General features: G+C 57.4%; 17 protein-coding genes. 14 read left to right on the top strand and 3 right to left on the bottom strand.

Translation table 11 applies throughout. The features are described 5' to 3' along the window. Positions 1-157 precede the first annotated feature (157 nt). Positions 158-373, top strand: a complete 216-nt coding sequence (locus FJ950_RS10415) for a hypothetical protein (RefSeq protein ID WP_140616727.1) — start codon at positions 158-160, stop codon at positions 371-373. 96 nt (positions 374-469) lie between these two features. Here FJ950_RS10415 and FJ950_RS10410 read toward each other — a convergent pair whose 3' ends face one another. After that, the gene (locus FJ950_RS10410; RefSeq protein WP_015315379.1) at positions 470-835 is read right to left on the bottom strand and encodes a hypothetical protein; all 366 of its coding nucleotides are present in this window, start codon (positions 833-835) and stop codon (positions 470-472) included. A gap of 987 nt (positions 836-1,822) precedes the next feature. On the opposite strand from FJ950_RS10410, the gene FJ950_RS10405 reads away from it, so the two are divergent. The 7 genes from FJ950_RS10405 (at position 1,823) to FJ950_RS10375 (ending at position 5,868) form a co-directional block, all read left to right on the top strand. Beyond that, entirely contained in the window at positions 1,823-3,205 is a 1,383-nt protein-coding gene (locus tag FJ950_RS10405; protein WP_140616726.1) for a tyrosine-type recombinase/integrase, read from the top strand. Between the two features lie 364 nt (positions 3,206-3,569). Further along, on the top strand, positions 3,570-3,797 hold the full coding sequence (locus FJ950_RS10400; protein ID WP_210242353.1) for a helix-turn-helix domain-containing protein: 228 nt from the start codon (positions 3,570-3,572) through the stop codon (positions 3,795-3,797). Further along, positions 3,790-4,197, top strand: coding sequence for a hypothetical protein (locus FJ950_RS10395; protein ID WP_140616725.1), 408 nt, complete (start codon positions 3,790-3,792; stop codon positions 4,195-4,197). Before FJ950_RS10400 ends, FJ950_RS10395 begins: the two co-directional genes overlap by 8 nt. A gap of 4 nt (positions 4,198-4,201) precedes the next feature. Then, the gene (locus tag FJ950_RS10390) at positions 4,202-4,693 is read left to right on the top strand and encodes an HNH endonuclease (RefSeq protein WP_181171152.1); all 492 of its coding nucleotides are present in this window, start codon (positions 4,202-4,204) and stop codon (positions 4,691-4,693) included. Beyond that, positions 4,683-5,168 carry a hypothetical protein gene (locus FJ950_RS10385; RefSeq protein WP_140616723.1) on the top strand — a complete coding sequence of 162 codons (486 nt, stop codon included), beginning with the start codon at positions 4,683-4,685 and terminating at the stop codon, positions 5,166-5,168. The genes FJ950_RS10390 and FJ950_RS10385 overlap by 11 nt, the downstream gene beginning before the upstream one ends. 71 nt (positions 5,169-5,239) lie before the next feature. Next, complete coding sequence (locus FJ950_RS10380) at positions 5,240-5,497, top strand: DUF6074 family protein (protein ID WP_140616722.1); 258 nt, start codon at positions 5,240-5,242, stop codon at positions 5,495-5,497. A gap of 74 nt (positions 5,498-5,571) precedes the next feature. After that, positions 5,572-5,868: a hypothetical protein gene (locus tag FJ950_RS10375; RefSeq protein WP_140616721.1), complete on the top strand. Its 297-nt coding sequence runs from the start codon at positions 5,572-5,574 to the stop codon at positions 5,866-5,868. Positions 5,869-5,902: 34 nt separating this feature from the next. Here the strand turns inward: FJ950_RS10375 and FJ950_RS10370 are convergent, their stop codons facing one another. Continuing rightward, positions 5,903-6,433 (bottom strand): hypothetical protein, encoded by a 531-nt coding sequence (locus tag FJ950_RS10370; protein WP_140616720.1) that lies wholly within the window; start codon positions 6,431-6,433, stop codon positions 5,903-5,905. An 86-nt stretch (positions 6,434-6,519) separates the two neighbouring features. Then, positions 6,520-7,263 (bottom strand): hypothetical protein, encoded by a 744-nt coding sequence (locus FJ950_RS10365; protein ID WP_140616719.1) that lies wholly within the window; start codon positions 7,261-7,263, stop codon positions 6,520-6,522. Positions 7,264-7,361: 98 nt separating this feature from the next. Here FJ950_RS10365 and FJ950_RS10360 point away from each other — a divergent pair, with 98 nt between their 5' ends. From FJ950_RS10360 to FJ950_RS10335, 6 genes are all read left to right on the top strand, one after another. Continuing rightward, complete coding sequence (locus FJ950_RS10360; protein WP_140616718.1) at positions 7,362-7,916, top strand: hypothetical protein; 555 nt, start codon at positions 7,362-7,364, stop codon at positions 7,914-7,916. 186 nt (positions 7,917-8,102) lie between these two features. Next, positions 8,103-8,711, top strand: a complete 609-nt coding sequence (locus FJ950_RS10355; RefSeq protein ID WP_140616717.1) for a recombinase family protein — start codon at positions 8,103-8,105, stop codon at positions 8,709-8,711. Between the two features lie 201 nt (positions 8,712-8,912). Then, the gene (locus tag FJ950_RS10350) at positions 8,913-9,788 is read left to right on the top strand and encodes a WYL domain-containing protein (RefSeq protein WP_140616716.1); all 876 of its coding nucleotides are present in this window, start codon (positions 8,913-8,915) and stop codon (positions 9,786-9,788) included. Next, entirely contained in the window at positions 9,785-13,198 is a 3,414-nt protein-coding gene (locus FJ950_RS10345; protein ID WP_140616715.1) for a DEAD/DEAH box helicase family protein, read from the top strand. Before FJ950_RS10350 ends, FJ950_RS10345 begins: the two co-directional genes overlap by 4 nt. Next, positions 13,198-14,721 carry a class I SAM-dependent DNA methyltransferase gene (locus tag FJ950_RS10340; protein WP_140616714.1) on the top strand — a complete coding sequence of 508 codons (1,524 nt, stop codon included), beginning with the start codon at positions 13,198-13,200 and terminating at the stop codon, positions 14,719-14,721. The genes FJ950_RS10345 and FJ950_RS10340 overlap by 1 nt, the downstream gene beginning before the upstream one ends. Then, complete coding sequence (locus tag FJ950_RS10335; RefSeq protein WP_140616713.1) at positions 14,718-15,821, top strand: restriction endonuclease subunit S; 1,104 nt, start codon at positions 14,718-14,720, stop codon at positions 15,819-15,821. Before FJ950_RS10340 ends, FJ950_RS10335 begins: the two co-directional genes overlap by 4 nt. Positions 15,822-15,828 lie beyond the last annotated feature (7 nt).

Genomic DNA, 15,828 nt, shown 5'->3' with positions numbered 1-15,828 from the left:
GACCACACGCACCGTCCGCTGGCCGGCCTCGATCGACTGGAGCTGGGCGGCCGTCGCAGGCCGATGCGTCGAGCCTGCGATCAATCAGGCGTTACCGGTGTCCGGCGCTGAAACCTTTGCCCGTGCTGCTGCGTTGAGGCGCAAAGGAGAACGCGGGATGTCGATGCATTTCACCGTATCGGAGCTGACAAGAAGCCTTTTTCACTCCCTCGGGCTGGATCACGGGCGTGCCCCACGGCCGCTCAACCCCGAGCAAAACCTGTTGCTGGAGTGCTATCTGGCCGGGCAGATTCCGGAGTCGGCCTGGAGCGACTACGTCTTCGAGACCCCGGATCTGGCACGGCATGCCGAAGCACGGCGCCTGAGCCATTGATCTGCGGCGATCGGGGGAAAACGACACCCGACCCGGTTCTCCGGTTCGACGAACCACCCGTGCCGCTCCATGGCAGGCGTTCTTTGGGCGCTACCGCTATTGCTTGGGCGAAACGAATTGCTGCGTGAACACGTTGCCGGCAATCCCTTGCGACAGCTCCGGCGATAAACTCAGCGGCGTGCAATTCTTCACCGCCGCTATTGCCGCATCGATGAACGCCTTACGTGCCTTGTCGTCGCCAGCCACCTTGGCGGCGGTTGGTCGCGGCGGCCCTATCAGAGTACCGTCGCGCTTGAAACTGAAACTCAGGGTTACAGTCGAATCTCCGGCACCGGCAGGCGGTGTCCAGCAGGACTGGATCGCGGTCCCGACATCGTCCATAGTGTTGAGCGTTGCGGCAGATGCGCATACGACACCTGCCGACATCACACCCGCAATCGCCAGTTTTGCAACACGTTTCATCGCAAGCCCTCATCGTCACGACGGTCCGGCAACCCGCCGGACTGCTGGGATCGATGGTAGAGCCGACATGGGCAATGACAATATCCCTTGCCAAAAAGTTGTTCGAAGAAAGCCGACTGCGAAGCCGCCCTGGCGCCTGGCCGATGCGAGCCATGTAGCCCGAAAAAGCAAAAAGGCCGGCACGGAGCCGACCTTTCCTTTCCGCCTCGACAACTGCGCCAGTACATCCGTGGTCGCAGGCCGAAAGCGAATTGTCCCCAGTAGACAGGCTATTGGTAAACCAAACCTTAACCTGCCTGCCGTCCCCACCCGCAAGGCTAGGAATAGATGGCCGCGATGTCCATGATTGTCGCGATAGGACGGCCTACGCGACGGCCCTGAACTCGGTTTCTGGTATCGTTCCAAGTCCGGCACACTGCGCGCATATCATGGTCTTTCCCGGGCAACCGCTTTGATGTGTCCCGTGCGGGCAGCAATACCCTTTTGAGGCACGCCATCTCGAGCAGTCGAAAACCTTTCCACCGCCATGGCAGTGCGTGCATGTCGTCCCAACAGAGGCCATTCCAAACTCTACCCGACCCAAACCCGCGTTGCCGCGAAAGCTATCCCCGCTCCCGCAAGTATCAGAGATCGCAGTGCTTTCAAGCGTCGCGGCTTGACTTAAATTGGGTGGATTCGGGGTATGGGAAGCCCGGCCTCTCGCAGGCTTTGCGTGCTCTTTCGAGGTATGCGGAGCCCATGCGGGACGGGTCCGAAACTGCAGGATTGTCTGTAGGTCAACGACAGGAACGTTGCCTGGTACGCCCAAGGGGAATCGAACCCCTGTTCCCGCCGTGAGAGAGCGCAAGAAATCAGACGCCGACGTCCGCCGCCGTTTACAGAAGTCCATCATTTACAACGGGTTGATGTTTCGTTCGTCCGCCATTGCCCACCGATGTACGCCGATGTATATTCGACGAATATTCGACGTATTCCCGGAAAGGCACGATGGCGAAGGTTCTGAAAGAGGCCGAACTCACGACAGCGAAGGCAAGGTCGCGATTGCCCGTTGGAGAGCATGCACGGCGGCTCGATGCGGAAGCGCATCTTTATTACCGCAAGGGCATCCGGGCGGGCGTGTGGTTTGTCCGCTGGCGAAATTGGGGCGCAGGCGCGAACTACAAGCAAGCGCCCATTGGGGCGGCCAACGATACCAACGACAAGCCCTCGGAGGGTCTTCTTACGTTCCTGCAAGCTGAGCGGGCCGCGCGTGAGCATGTTGAGAAGGCACGGGTTGACGCGAAGGCTGCAGCGGAGGGTCCGACGGTCACGGTCCGGATGGCGGTGGAAGTCTATGTTGCTCGGCGCGATGCGCGGGAAAAGGGTCGGAGTGGGCGCGAAGGCCGTTCCGATGCGAACCGGCGGCTGTCGCGCCATGTGCTTGGCCAGGACAAGCGGGGCAAGCAAGCCGCTATTCCCGCATCGCCGCTCGCCGGGGTGGCTCTCCATGCCCTCAAGGACCGCGATCTGACCTCATGGCGCGATGGCTTGCCCGCCGACATGAAAGCGACAACCGTGCGGCGGCTCGCGAACGATCTTCGGGCGGCGCTAAATGCCGCCTATGTTGCGAACCGCGCTCGCTTGCCGGCGACCGTACCGGGAACAATCAAGCATTCTCTCGCTGCCCCGTCCGGACATGACGAACCGGACGGAGACGATGCGGGCGCTCGTGAGAGCCAAATCCTGTCAGATGCCGACGTAACGCGTCTGCTACGGGCGGCACGAGAGATCGACCGAACAGAGGGATGGGAGGGCGATCTATTCCGGCTCATTGTCTTGCTGGCCGCAACGGGCGCACGGTTTTCGCAGGTTGTCCGAATGAAGGTAGGCGATGTACAGCGGGCCTACGGTCGGGTCATGGTACCCGTGTCTCGCAAGGGTCGCGGGAGCAAGAGTGGTGCAGCGCCCGTGCCGGTCGGGAGCGACGTACTTGATGCGCTGTTGCCGGCCTCGACGGGGCGTCCGAATGATGCCCCCTTGCTTGAGCGTTGGCGGCACAAGCAGGTTGGACCGGCAAAGTGGGAGCGCACCGGGCGTGGCCCGTGGCTTAATGTTGCCGACCTGCGCCGGCCATGGATCGCTTTAACGGCCAAGGCGGGCCTGACAGGCGTCATCCCCTATGCGCTGCGCCATTCGAGCATCGTTCGCGGCATCCGTGCGAACCTACCGATCAGGCTGGTTGCCGCCGTTCACGACACGAGCGTACAGATGATCGAACGCCACTACGCCAAATGGATTGCCTCCGGTCTGGAAGATATGGTGGCGAAAGCGGTTGTGCCGCTGGTGTCAGATGAAGGCGGCAACATTGTCCTACTGGCGAGGAGACCTTAGGCCAAAAGTCTTTTCCGGACCGGACGGCGGCCTATATTTAGGCCGGCTCGGAACAGGGCTGGAAATACATGGACCGCATTGTACATTTGTTGGTTGACGAACCCTAGCGGCTCGTTTATGGGATTAATGCAGGGGACGAAATCCGTTCAAAGGCTCGATCGCACGCGGTCGGGCCTTTTTTGTTTTCAGGCCGGCGTGACGCCAGCATGATCGACTGACCGGGTTCTGTTTGTGTTTGTGCCTTGGTCTAAGAATTTCGGCGAGGCTCGTCCCTTCATCCACCACACCCGGCCCCGTGCCGGGTTTTTGTTTTTGCACGCTGCCCTTCGGGCGAAGGGCGGCGCGCTTTCGTTTGGGGAAAATTATGAACAACGAAACCATGAACCGCAGCCCTGCCATCCGCCTCTACAGCATTCCGCAGGCAGCGGGAGTTTTAAACATTGGCCGATCGACGCTCTACAGCCTGATTGGCGCGGGTCAGATCAGGGCAATCAAGATCGGTAAGCTGGCGCGCATTCCGAGCGTAGAGGTCGACCGCTACATCGCGACGCTTCCGGCGGCGGAAATCGGCGGAGGTCGCGCGGATGGCTGATCGAGTTTCCGGCGGTAAATCCGACAAAGGGGCGCCGGGGGCGAAAAGTGGCGTCATAGGTCGCCCTCGCGCCCTTGAAGCCGACGACAAGACCTTGGCATCAATTCGGGCTCTTTCGCAGATCGACGCGACCGAAGAAGAAATGGCGGCGGTCTTGGGCGTGGCGGCTTCGACGTTTCGCGAGTTCAAGAAGCGTGAGCCGGAGGTGGCGGACATCATTGAGCGCGGGCGCGCGGAGGGGCGGGTCTCTCTCCGCCGGACCATGCGACGCATGGCCGAAAAGAACCCGGCCATGGCGATATTCCTCGCAAAGAACAAGCTCGGCATGGCCGACAAGGTCGAGACGAAGAACACCGGCGAGATCGCCATTCACATCGATAGCGAGGATGCCGAGGTATGAACCGATGAAGAAATTTGTCGACCCCAACGACCCCTACCGGGTTCGCAGACGCAACGCGCCCAAGGGAGTGCCAATGGCGTTCATAGAGGGTGTCTTGCTGACCGAAACCGACGATTGCATCCTGTTTCCGTTCGGCCGCAATGCCGACGGGTATGCGCGGCTCGGCAATGATGAGTACGGCCATGTCATCGTGTGCGAACGGGCACACGGACCGCGCCCGTCACCGGACGATGTCGTCGCTCATAGCTGTGGCAATCCTCCATGTGTGAACAAGCGGCACGTTCGATGGGCAACTCACGCTGAAAATGCCGAGGATAGGGCGAAGCACGGAACAAACCGGCGGCCAAAGATTGCGCAACGTGAGATCGAATTTATCGGCAAGGAACTCGTGCATGTGATGCGCTTTCGCGACATTGCCAAAATGCACGGCGTTTCCGGTTCGACGATAGCCGGGATTGCTAGGAAGGCCGTCGGAGGGGCGGTAAATGGCTCGTAAGAACCATATCAACGGCCTATTCGCCCGAGTAAGCGAGGCGGACTTCCGCAAGCACTTCAAGTCGATGTCGCCGCTCGCGCTTCACGCGTACCTCGCTCTAGAATTGGCGTATTGGAAGACGGACGGCACGAACCCGATGGAGATATCGAAAGTGTGGCTGGCCGAAGCGACAGGATGCGGCCAGAGGACCGCGCCCAAGCTCATAGCAGAGCTTCGCGAAGCCGGATTTCTTCAGGTTGTGCGGCAGGGCAAGCTTTCGGGCGGCCCCCGATCGTCGAGAGGTTCATGGTATCGTTTGGGCTGGCTTGAAGAAAAATCCAACGGTGCAAAATCCGCCCCGTTAACAGTGCAAATTTCGCACCATGAACGGGGCAAAATATACACCGTTGAAAATCCGCTGAACCAAGGCCCCGGCGGGGCCAGCAACTTCATAGACGCCAAGGCTTTGAGGCATCCCGCGCACCTCCGTTTTTAGGGGTCGCCGAAACGGACGTTATAATTACTCTCATAACTCTACCTACAGACAGCAGCGAAGGAGTGGCATGAATGAGCGCGATCGTGATCCCATTTCCCGCCGCGCGGCGGGCAGGCAAAGTCAGGCGGGCCGCCCAAGAGCTAATCAAGCGGGCTGGAGAGCGGCGACAAGGCGAAGGCTGCTGGCAGAACGTGGTTCGTCAGACGGCCGCCCGCATGGCCGCGTCCGGCGTCGACGGCAACACGATCGATCGGGAGTTGAACGATTTCAGCCGAGCGGTCTGCTTTGAAATGGCGCGGCTTCAAACACGTCACGGCGGAGCGGCCTGATCATGTTTCGAGGCCTTATTGAAAATCCCGGCTCATCCGCCACATTGGGAGAGTGGGTAGCGTTCCGCGACAGTATGCTGGAGATCGAGCCTCGCACGCCGGACGTGCAAGTGTTCCTCGACGAGGCCGACGCGGCCATCGAGCGCCTAGAGTCCGACGCGATCACGAGATTTGCCGAGTTCGAAAGGGCGGAGTGGTCCGATGACGAATGGCGTGCGCAGCTTTTGGAGAAGGCAATCGGCGGCGACGGCGACGTTGATGCCTTGATCGTCGCGGGAGTTATGTGGCTGGGACAGAGGCCGGACAGCCAGGACGCGCTTGACGCGCTTGCGGCGGTAACGTCAACCAAAAACGGCAAGCGGCGCAGGTAGGGCACGCGCGCCGTCCAAGAGCATTAGGTTCCAGCTACCGTTTGCGGGAGTTATACGGCGAACCGTTTTTCAGCTTTTGCGCAAGCATCCTTGCCAAGTCCAGTTGGCGTTCGCTTTCCGTCTTCGTCGACATACCGTCCGGCTTTGCTCCAGAACGACCCGCGATCACGGGTCCGGTTGCGAGCCGGGGCGTGCTTGTTCGCGAAGTAGGCTTGGAGGCGTTTTTCAGCCGCTCCAAAGTCGCTTCGGCCGCAGCCTGTGCCAATTCGACGCTCTTCGACTTGGATATACCAGCCGGCGGCCTGCATGAGTTAGCCGTTTTTCTTCCGGTATTCGTCTCGCCAGACGAGGCGAGCGCCTTTGCTTGGACTCGGCATAGTTCTCTCATGCGCTCGATCGCCGCCAAGGTGGTATATTCCTTGTTCGCGATGATCTCTGTGGCAAGGCGACCCTGATCGCGTTCTTTTCGGAGGCCCTTCGCACCCATCGTTCCATCCGGGAACGCGATCTTGGCCGCTGTTTCGAGCCTCAAGGGAGCGTCCTTGTCGTAGTCTGGCTGTCTCATGTACGTCCTTCTCCGATCTAAGCGGTGGCGCGCGGTTTGCTCCACCACCAAGTGGTGGAGTTTAAGGCCGTTGCCATTCCCCCAAACTACCACCTTGGCTCCGGCTGATATGCCATTTGCGAAACCACTTTCGTCGCGTCGCCACGCCCTCGGTACTTCCCAATCACGGCTGCCTCGTCTTCCTCCGAGACTGAACTAACGCGGTAGAGGTTCCACATTTTGTCCTTCGTTGGCGAGAGGCGATATGTCCTGCCGTTGGCGCGGCAATACCAATGCGGGGATTTCTGGAGCTGTGTCCACTTGCAGTCAGCGCCTGACAGGAGCCGCTGTTCGCGAGCCACCCGGTCTTCGTCACGCCATCTCTTATGCCGTTCCTCCTGCTCTACCCGAAGGCGCTCCTCTTCCCGTTCTACGTGGTCTCTGAGAAGGCCGATGATGGCCGGCAACTCGGTACCCTCGGCCCTTTCCCCCTCGTAGATCGCGAGACATCCAGGGCGAAGCTCCTCTCTTGGGTACGAGAAGTATTCGTCGTCCTCGAACGCCCTCAGGCGCTGGCTGACATCCGTCGTCGTAACCTGTGGCCCCGGCATCTCGTTGATGAAATCGCGAAGAGCCTCGACTGGTATCCAACAACCCAAGGCGGACTTGAGCAGGACCTCGCGTTGCCCGTCCCACTTCCTCCAGATGGAGTTGCCCCGGTCGATCCGCCTAACGATCTCCTGCGCCAATCTGATCAGCGAATATGGGTCGCGGATGTGGCGCAGGGATGGGCTTTTCACGTATGCAAACAGAAGTTCCCTAACGATCGAAATGCGTTCGTCTTCTCTCATCGTATAGTCCGTTGGCGTCAGCGGCGATTGTCATATTGACAATTCTAACAAGGACGATATTGTTTATTATGCAAATCGTAACATAAGGAAATTCGCAGATGGCACCACAGTTCGCGTCCCTAGACGATTATATCAGGGCCTTCTCCAAAGACCGAGAGTTGGCAATTGTTCCCATACCGCTTGTTGCGGAGCATTTGGAGCGGAGCGCCCCAGCCGTGACCGCAATGATTAGCTCCGGGCGGCTAAATGAGATCAAGATCGGCAAGAACCGCTTTGTCGCCCTAAAGAGCCTCGTCGACCTGGAGGAAGCGTACGAGAACCAGGTTGATGTTGTGATGCGCTATCTGGCTAAGCAGGCGAAAAATGGAGTGTCCGTCGTATTTTACGAGCCCGTGATGGCCCAAGTGGGCATGAAGACCAGCGTTCCTGCCGACCGTAGTAAGATTGGTGAGATATTGGGAGCTGTCTCCGAGCGCAGCTATGAAGAACACGGCGTATTGCTCAGTGTGATCGTGCATCGGAAAGCTCTTGGGGCTACCACTCCCGGCCCAGGATTTTTCGCACTCGCCGAGGGGATGGGATATGATTGGGAGGACGACATCGCCTTCGTCACCAAGGAGACAAAAAAGGTTATCAAGGCGTACCGAGGGTAACGATCAACGCACCTCTGTAGACGGCGCCGCAGCATTGCGGCGCTGTCCAGGTGCGGGCGGTTTATCGCCAATCAATTGGGTGTACCTCTTGCGAACCGACCCTATGTCGGTTCGATAAATGTCGTTTGACAACTTAAATCGAACTCCATATCGGGGAACCATTTAAATCGAACCGAGGGGTTTTCTATGTTTGTTCGCGCTTATCTCCGTGCCTCAACTAAAGACCAGGACGCCGAACGGGCGAAGGTCGACCTTCAGACATTCGCCAAAGAGAAAGGTCTCGTCATCGCCGCTACCTACACCGAGAACGAGAGCGGCGCCTCACTCCAAAGGCCGGAGCTGTTCCGGCTACTCTCCGAGTGTCAGCCTGGCGATGTTCTTCTGATCGAGCAAGTCGACCGGTTGAGCCGCCTGAACGCTGCCGATTGGAATCGTCTGAAGCGTGAGATAGATGATCGCAGGGTGCGCGTAGTCGCGCTGGACCTTCCTACCTCCCACACGATGATGACAACCACATCCGACGAGTTCACGGGCCGGATGTTCGCCGCAATCAATGGCATGATGCTCGATATGCTCGCTGCAATCGCGAGGAAGGACTATGAGGACCGTCGTCGTCGTCAAGCCCAAGGCATTGAAAAGGCCAGGAGCAGCGGTCTTTATCGGGGCCGGCCCGAAGATGCCAAACGCAACACCGCCATCGTGAAGATGCTCAAGGACGGGCAAAGCTGGAGCAGCATCGTTTCTGCAACCGGATGTTCGCGATCGACATTGAGCCGTCTCTCGAAGCGTGTTTGACAAGCGTCAAGATACGGGCGACCCATCATGAGCCGCATTCATTGGATGCGAGCGCCTCGATTCCGAACAGCCCACTGGGAAAGGGCCCCACACACCTTGGCAGATGACCGTTAAACACCGGAAGCTTGACGTCGCAAAATGATCAGTATATAAAAGCGATGGGTATAGAAAAGCGACACAAGTGCGCTGGGGCATGTTTCGATGTTTACCGCTGATGCAAGAGGGTTTCGATGGGGGGTCGAGCGAAGGCTCGAATTTATTGAATTTCGCCTATTTTGGGAGGGAGGCGTCAATCGCTCTGATTTAGTGGAAGAGTTTGGGGTTTCAGTTCCCCAAGCGTCAAAGGATCTCGCCCTCTATCAGGAGCAGGCCTCTCACAACATCGTCTACGACCGTAGCGAGAAGCGATACTTTGCGTCTGACTCCTTTCGTCCGAAGTTTATCACTCTTGATGCCGGGGCATATCTCGATCGCCTGGCGAGTAAATCGCTAGCAGCTGGGGGCCCAGACAAAGGGCGCGATTATGACGCTTTCTTTGCTGATCGATTACCCATCCCCCAACGTCATATTGCTCCTGGTGTGCTGCGGACGCTGCTAGCAGCCGCGCGCGAAAATCGCTCGATTGAGATCTTGTATCAGTCGATGAGCACTGCGCGTCCCGACCCACTTTGGAGGCGCGTGACGCCTCACGCGTTCGCCAATGATGGGCTGCGTTGGCACACGCGTGCCTATTGCCACATCGACCAGAAGTTCAAGGACTTCATCCTGTCGCGGTGCCTCGACTGCCGAAATCCGGGCGACACTGGGAGTGCAGCCAGCGCCGATCAATTTTGGAATGCTCAATTTCCAGTCGTCTTGGTCCCTAATCCAAAGCTGACTCCAAGTCAGCAGAGTATTGTCGCGGACGACTTTGCAATGGCGAATGGGCGCGTTGTCGTACCCGTTCGCCATGCCATGCTGTACTATTTTAGCAAGCGACTGCGCCTCGATCTGACGTCAAGTGATCCACGCGAAACGCCGGTTGTTGTCATCAATCGTGACGAGTTTGACTCGGCCCTTTCGGAGGCGACGAGATGAAATCTCGTAACTTTGAAGTCCTTCGCAGTATTTGGCCCGAACTCGCATCGCTAGGAGGCTTTGCCGAGGCGTATGCTCACAATGATCCTGCCAGTGCGCTCGTAAAGCTGCGGCTCTTCGCGGAGAACCTCACCAAGGACATCTATCGCGACTTGGGTTTGCCAAAGCCCGAGCACGCAACGTTTGTCGATCTACTGGGTAATCAGTCCTTCGCGGCTATCACCCCGAAAGTGGTTCTCGACAAACTCCACGCCCTTCGAATTCATGGCAACAAAGCTGCGCATGGCGAACCTGCTACCACCCGGAACGCGCTTTGGCTCCTGCAGGAAGCATTTGATCTCGGCCGCTGGTTGTTCGTTCAGTATGGCAAAGGGGACGCTTCGCGTATTCCTGCTTTCGAACAACCCCTGCCAGAGCCCGGCGAAGACAGCAAAGGTCAGCTGAAGCGCGAGAAGCGGCAGGTTCTTGAAAAGCTCGCTGCTCAGGAAGCGCAGATGGAAGCGCTTCTCAGGGAACTTGAGACGGCTCGGCTAGCTAGAGCGACAGCCGAAAAGAAGGTCGAAGAGATCGCGGCGTTGGCATCGTCAGGTGCTGCCACGGCAAATCTGCTCAAATTCAACGAGGCTACAACCAGGGCCAGGATAATCGACAGCCTGCTGGCAACAGCCGGCTGGAACATCGCCCCCGGAACCCAGAGCACAGCCGAAGTTGCCAAGGAGGTTGAGGTCAAGTACCAGCCAACCGCATCCGGTCTCGGGTTCGCGGATTATGTGCTTTTGGACGATAACGGCAATCCATTAGCCGTGATTGAAGCAAAAAAGACAGCCGTCGATCCCGAGCTGGGTCGCCATCAAGCAAAGCTCTATGCTGACGGCCTGGAGAAAATGCACGGCCAGCGGCCGGTCATCTTCTACACAAATGGGTACGACATCTGGATGTGGGATGATGTTCTAGATTATCCGCCCCGCAAGGTTTTCGGCTACTATTCAAAGGACAGCCTTCAGTATCTTGTGAATTTTCAGCGTGCCGGTCGGAAAACCCTAAACTCGCTCGAACCAAAGGCCGAGATCGTCAACCGGCTCTATCAGATTGAGGCGATCAAGCGCGTCTCCGAACGGTTTGCCGGTAGCCACCGCAAGGCGCTTGTTGTCCAAGCGACTGGCACCGGCAAGACCCGTGTTGCAATCGCTCTAGCGGAACTGCTCATTAGCGCAGGCTGGGTAAAACGCGTACTTTTCCTGTGCGACCGCCGTGAACTACGCAAGCAGGCCAAGAATGCCTTCGGCGATTTTCTATCCGAACCCATTCGCATCGTCAGCTCGCGGCTGAATCAGTCGGCGAGCGAGCGCATCTTCCTTGCGACCTATCCCGCGATGCAGAAGGTTTACCAGTCCTTTGATGTTGGGTTCTTCGATTTGATTATCGCTGACGAGTCGCATCGCAGCATCTACAATGTCTATGGCGACATGTTCCACTATTTCGACTGCCTGCAAATCGGCTTGACGGCTACACCCGTTGATTTCGTCTCGCGAAACACTTTCAGCCTGTTCGGGTGCGAAGGCCAATTGCCGACGGCCAATTACGATCTTGAGCAGGCAGTGCACGATGGGTTCCTGACTCCGTTCGAAGTCTTCGAGCACACGACGCAGTTTTTGCGCGAGGGGATCAGGCTCGACATCCTGACCAAAGAACAAATTCAGGAGCTTGAGGAACAGGGCGAAGACCCAGCGCAGTACGATTTCTCATCAGAGCAGATCGACAAGATCATCTATAACAAGGATACCAATCGCGCGATCCTTCGCAATCTGATGGAGAACGGGTTGCGTGAGGCGACCGGTCAGCTTCCGGGCAAGAGCATTATCTTCGCCAGGAGCCATCAGCATGCCGTTCTCATGCGGCAGATTTTCGATGAGATGTATCCGCAGTATGGTGGGCGTTTCTGTCAGGTGATCGACAATTACGATCCGCGCGCCGAACAGCTTATCGACGATTTCAAGGGTGACGGAACAAACTCCGAACTCACCATCGCGATCTCGGTCGATATGCTCGATACCGGCATCGACATTCCAGAAATCCTGAACCTTGTCTTCGCCAAGCCAGTCCGTTCGCCTGTCAAATTCTGGCAGATGATCGGGCGCGGAACACGCCTGAGGCCCGACTTGTTCGGCCCCGGCAAGGACAAGAAAATCTTTCGGATCTTCGATCACTGGGGGAATTTCGAACGCTTCGAAATGGGCTACCGGCCGGCCGAACCGACCCAGTCGAAGCCATTGCTGCAGCTTGTATTCGAAGAACGTGTGTTGCTCGCCGAGACGGCCCTTCGAATGAGCGAAGTCTCAATCTTCGATGAGGTGATTGAGCTCATCGCGAAAGACATCGAGGTACTGCCGGAGGAGTCCGTGTCGGTGCGAGAAAAATGGCGTGAGAAGCGCACGGTTTCAGTTCCGTCAACGCTCAAGGCCTTCGCGCCCGCCACCGTCGCCATGCTTCGACAGGTTATCGCACCCCTGATGCAATGGCGAAACGTTCGCGGATTGAGCGATGCATATGCGCTGGATCTCTTAATGGCTCGCGCGCAGATCGCGGTGCTGCGAAAGTCCGCTGATGTCGCTGATCTCAAGATCGATCTACTTGATCGACTCTCCGCGCTCCAGATGCATCTCAATCCAGTGCGCGAGAAGGCTGAAGTCATCAAGCGGGTAAAATCCGATGAGTTCTGGAATGGCGTGACCGTCGCCGACCTTGAGTCCGTTCGTAAACCGCTGCGCGAAATCATGCATCACCGCGACCGCCAGGGAGCGATGCAGCTGCCGGCGAAGATCATCGACGTGACGGAAGACACCACGGGCTTCCAGACAAATCGCCGGGCAACCAGCCTCAAGACCGTCGATATGAAGGCATACCAGCAGATCGTCGAGGCCGAGCTGAAGCGGCACTTCGATACGAACCCGACGCTGAAAAAGATTCGCGTGGGCGAAGCAGTTTCCGGGGCCGACATTGAGGCCCTTGTTTCGCTTGTCTTGATCCAAAGCCCGAATGCCAGCCGGGACGTGCTCGAAGAGTTCTTCGCCGACACAGCGCTTCCTTTGGATTTCGCGATACGGTCGATCGTTGGCCTGGACCCGGAAGCGGTCGCCGCGCGGTTCGCAGATTTCGCGCGCCGGCATCCCAGCCTCACGGCAAAGCAAACTCGTTTCCTCGGGTTGCTCCAGAACCATATCGCCCGTTTTGGGTCAGTGACGCTTGATCGCCTCTATGAGCAGCCGTTCACCGTGGTGGACGCCGACGGTTTGGATGGAGTCTTCGACAAACCCGAGGAGATCGACGACCTTCTCGACATCCTTAGTGACTTCGCGCCGCCCGCTGGAGACCGCGCCAGCAAAGAAGAACCTGAAAGGACGAAATACTAATGATCACGGGAGACCTGAAGCGCCGGGTTGACGCCCTCTGGACCGAGTTCTGGCAGGGCGGCATTACTAACCCGCTGACAGTGATCGAGCAGATCACGTTCTTGATGTTTGCGCGCCTGCTCGACATCAACGAAACGCGGGACGAGAACCGCCTGAAGCGAACCGGCAAGCCGTTTCAGCGACGCTTCTCCGACGACGAACAAGGCCTGCGCTGGTCGCAGTTTCGGCATCTCGGCTCCGACGCCATGCTGCCTTTGGTACGGGACAAAGTGTTCCCACATTTCAGAAAGGCATCCACCAGCGGCACCGCCTTTGCGGAGTTCATGAAGGACGCCCAGCTGATGATCCAAAAGCCGAGCCTTCTTGTGAAAGCGGTTAGTATGATCGACCAGCTGCCTCTGACCGAAGGCGACGCGAAGGGTGATCTCTACGAGTATCTGTTGAGCAAGCTGACGACGGCAGGCATCAACGGCCAATTTCGCACTCCGCGCCATATCATCCGGCTGATGGTCGACATGCTTGACCCGAAGCCCACTGATGTAGTCGGCGATCCCTCTTGCGGTACCGGCGGCTTCCTTGTCCAGACGATGCAATTTCTTCTCGAAACTTACACGTCGTCCGAGGGCGTTCTCGAAGAGACCGATCCCGAGACGGGCAAGAGGGAAAGGACCTACACCGGCGACCTGTTGGAAGCGCATCGCGATCACATCCGCAGCGGCATGTTCCACGGGTTCGACTTCGACGCCACGATGCTCCGCATCGCGGCTATGAACCTGATACTCCACGGCGTCGATGATCCCGACATCCATTATCAGGACACGCTGAGCGCGGGCTTCACCGACAGGTTCCCGAAGGCTGCGGCCGAAGGCTTTAACATCATCCTCGCCAATCCGCCGTTCAAAGGGCAGCTAGATTTCGAGGATGTCCACGCCTCGCTGCTGCGTCAGGTGAAAACCAAGAAGACTGAACTGCTCTTCCTCGTGCTCATCCTGCGCATGCTAAAGACCGGCGGGCGCTCGGCAACGATCGTACCTGACGGCGTCCTGTTCGGCTCATCAACCGCCCACGTTGCTCTGCGCAAACTTTTGTTGGATCAGCACCAGCTGGAAGCGGTGATCTCGCTGCCAAGCGGCGTGTTCAAGCCCTACGCGGGCGTATCGACCGGCATCCTCGTCTTCACGAAGGGCGGGCGCACCGATGACGTGTTCTTCTACGACGTGGAAGCAGACGGCTATTCACTGGACGACAGGCGCGACCCGATCGAGAAGAACGATCTTCCGGGTTGCCTTTCAGCATGGCGGCGCCGAGATGCCAAACGGGAGACGGACCGCAAGCAGAAAGCCTTTTTCGTCGCGGCGAACGAGATTAGAGAAGCAAACTATGACTTGTCTCTGAGCAGATACAAGAAGCGGGAGTACGAGGTCATCGAAACTGACGACCCGCAGAATATTTTGGATCGTATGAAATCCCTCAATAACCAGATCGGGATGGATCTCATCGAACTCGAGGGAATGCTTGGATGAGTTGGCATCAAACTACCCTAGGCGAGATCGCTGAAATCGTCAGTGGTTCAACGCCCAAGTCTGATGTTGCGCGCTATTGGGATGGGAAGGTCGCTTGGGCGACACCAACGGATCTGTCTCGATTGCAGGGGAAACACATCACAACAACAGACAGGACGATTTCGGAAGCTGGTCTGAATGAGTGTTCGGCACGGTTATTACCACCGGGGTCAGTGCTCTTTAGCTCTCGGGCGCCGATTGGATTGGTTGCCATTAACACGAGCCCGATGGCAACCAACCAGGGCTTCAAGAGCTTCATCCCAAAGCCAGAAGTGAATGCCGATTACTTGTATTGGTGGCTCCGGGCTAACCGAAAGCAGCTAGATGATTTGGGAAACGGTGCAACTTTCAAAGAGATATCAAAGGCTGTTGTTTCAAGAGTTTCTTTTCCTCTGCCGCCACTGAATGAACAGCTTCGGATCGCGACAATTCTAGATATGGCTGATGCGATCCGCCGCAAGCGGGATCATGTCATCACCCTGGCAGGTGACTTTTTGCAGTCAGTGTTTCTGCGGATGTTTGGCGATCCCACATCGAATGAAAAGGGTCTAAAAAAGAGTCCGTTGGGGGAGATAATCAAAGTTTCAAGCGGAGACGGTCTAATCGCAAGGAACATGGCTCCCGATGGAATATATCCGGTTTATGGAGGAAACGGCATCAACGGCTATCACTCCGATTTCATGTTTGAGGAACCTCAAATAGTTATCGGCCGGGTGGGTGCTTATTGTGGAGCAGTACACGTTTCGGAGCCAAAATCGTGGGTTACAGATAATGCTTTATACGTTCGGGAGTTTAAGAAAAAGATCAACAAGACCTATTTGGCCTGGGCGCTAAGATTTGCGAACCTCAACCAATATGCCGGCCGGGCGGCTCAGCCGCTAATCTCGGGTGGGCGGATATACGAGGTCGAAATCCTGATGCCCGAAGAAATGCAACAAGATGAGTTCGAGAAATTGGTCATGAAGCACCGTGTGCTGTTGGATAAGCTTAGTCTGGACAAAGACGTATCAGGTCAATTGTTTTCTGGCCTCTCCCAACGCGCCTTTCGCGGCGAGATTTAGGATTGCC

Source organism: Mesorhizobium sp. B2-3-14 (genome assembly GCF_006442175.1).
GTDB classification, from domain to species: Bacteria; Pseudomonadota; Alphaproteobacteria; order Rhizobiales; family Rhizobiaceae; genus Mesorhizobium; species Mesorhizobium australicum.
The sequence above is the reverse complement of the archived record's forward strand: the minus strand, read 5'-3'. Positions and strand labels throughout refer to the sequence as shown.

Coding starts and splice junctions, on each gene's coding strand:
- FJ950_RS10415 (WP_140616727.1), top strand. CDS start 158: ATGTCGATGCATTTCACCGTATCGGAGCTGACAAGAAGCCTTTTTCAC.
- FJ950_RS10410 (WP_015315379.1), bottom strand. CDS start 835: ATGAAACGTGTTGCAAAACTGGCGATTGCGGGTGTGATGTCGGCAGGT.
- FJ950_RS10405 (WP_140616726.1), top strand. CDS start 1,823: ATGGCGAAGGTTCTGAAAGAGGCCGAACTCACGACAGCGAAGGCAAGG.
- FJ950_RS10400 (WP_210242353.1), top strand. CDS start 3,570: ATGAACAACGAAACCATGAACCGCAGCCCTGCCATCCGCCTCTACAGC.
- FJ950_RS10395 (WP_140616725.1), top strand. CDS start 3,790: ATGGCTGATCGAGTTTCCGGCGGTAAATCCGACAAAGGGGCGCCGGGG.
- FJ950_RS10390 (WP_181171152.1), top strand. CDS start 4,202: ATGAAGAAATTTGTCGACCCCAACGACCCCTACCGGGTTCGCAGACGC.
- FJ950_RS10385 (WP_140616723.1), top strand. CDS start 4,683: ATGGCTCGTAAGAACCATATCAACGGCCTATTCGCCCGAGTAAGCGAG.
- FJ950_RS10380 (WP_140616722.1), top strand. CDS start 5,240: ATGAGCGCGATCGTGATCCCATTTCCCGCCGCGCGGCGGGCAGGCAAA.
- FJ950_RS10375 (WP_140616721.1), top strand. CDS start 5,572: ATGCTGGAGATCGAGCCTCGCACGCCGGACGTGCAAGTGTTCCTCGAC.
- FJ950_RS10370 (WP_140616720.1), bottom strand. CDS start 6,433: ATGAGACAGCCAGACTACGACAAGGACGCTCCCTTGAGGCTCGAAACA.
- FJ950_RS10365 (WP_140616719.1), bottom strand. CDS start 7,263: ATGAGAGAAGACGAACGCATTTCGATCGTTAGGGAACTTCTGTTTGCA.
- FJ950_RS10360 (WP_140616718.1), top strand. CDS start 7,362: ATGGCACCACAGTTCGCGTCCCTAGACGATTATATCAGGGCCTTCTCC.
- FJ950_RS10355 (WP_140616717.1), top strand. CDS start 8,103: ATGTTTGTTCGCGCTTATCTCCGTGCCTCAACTAAAGACCAGGACGCC.
- FJ950_RS10350 (WP_140616716.1), top strand. CDS start 8,913: ATGTTTACCGCTGATGCAAGAGGGTTTCGATGGGGGGTCGAGCGAAGG.
- FJ950_RS10345 (WP_140616715.1), top strand. CDS start 9,785: ATGAAATCTCGTAACTTTGAAGTCCTTCGCAGTATTTGGCCCGAACTC.
- FJ950_RS10340 (WP_140616714.1), top strand. CDS start 13,198: ATGATCACGGGAGACCTGAAGCGCCGGGTTGACGCCCTCTGGACCGAG.
- FJ950_RS10335 (WP_140616713.1), top strand. CDS start 14,718: ATGAGTTGGCATCAAACTACCCTAGGCGAGATCGCTGAAATCGTCAGT.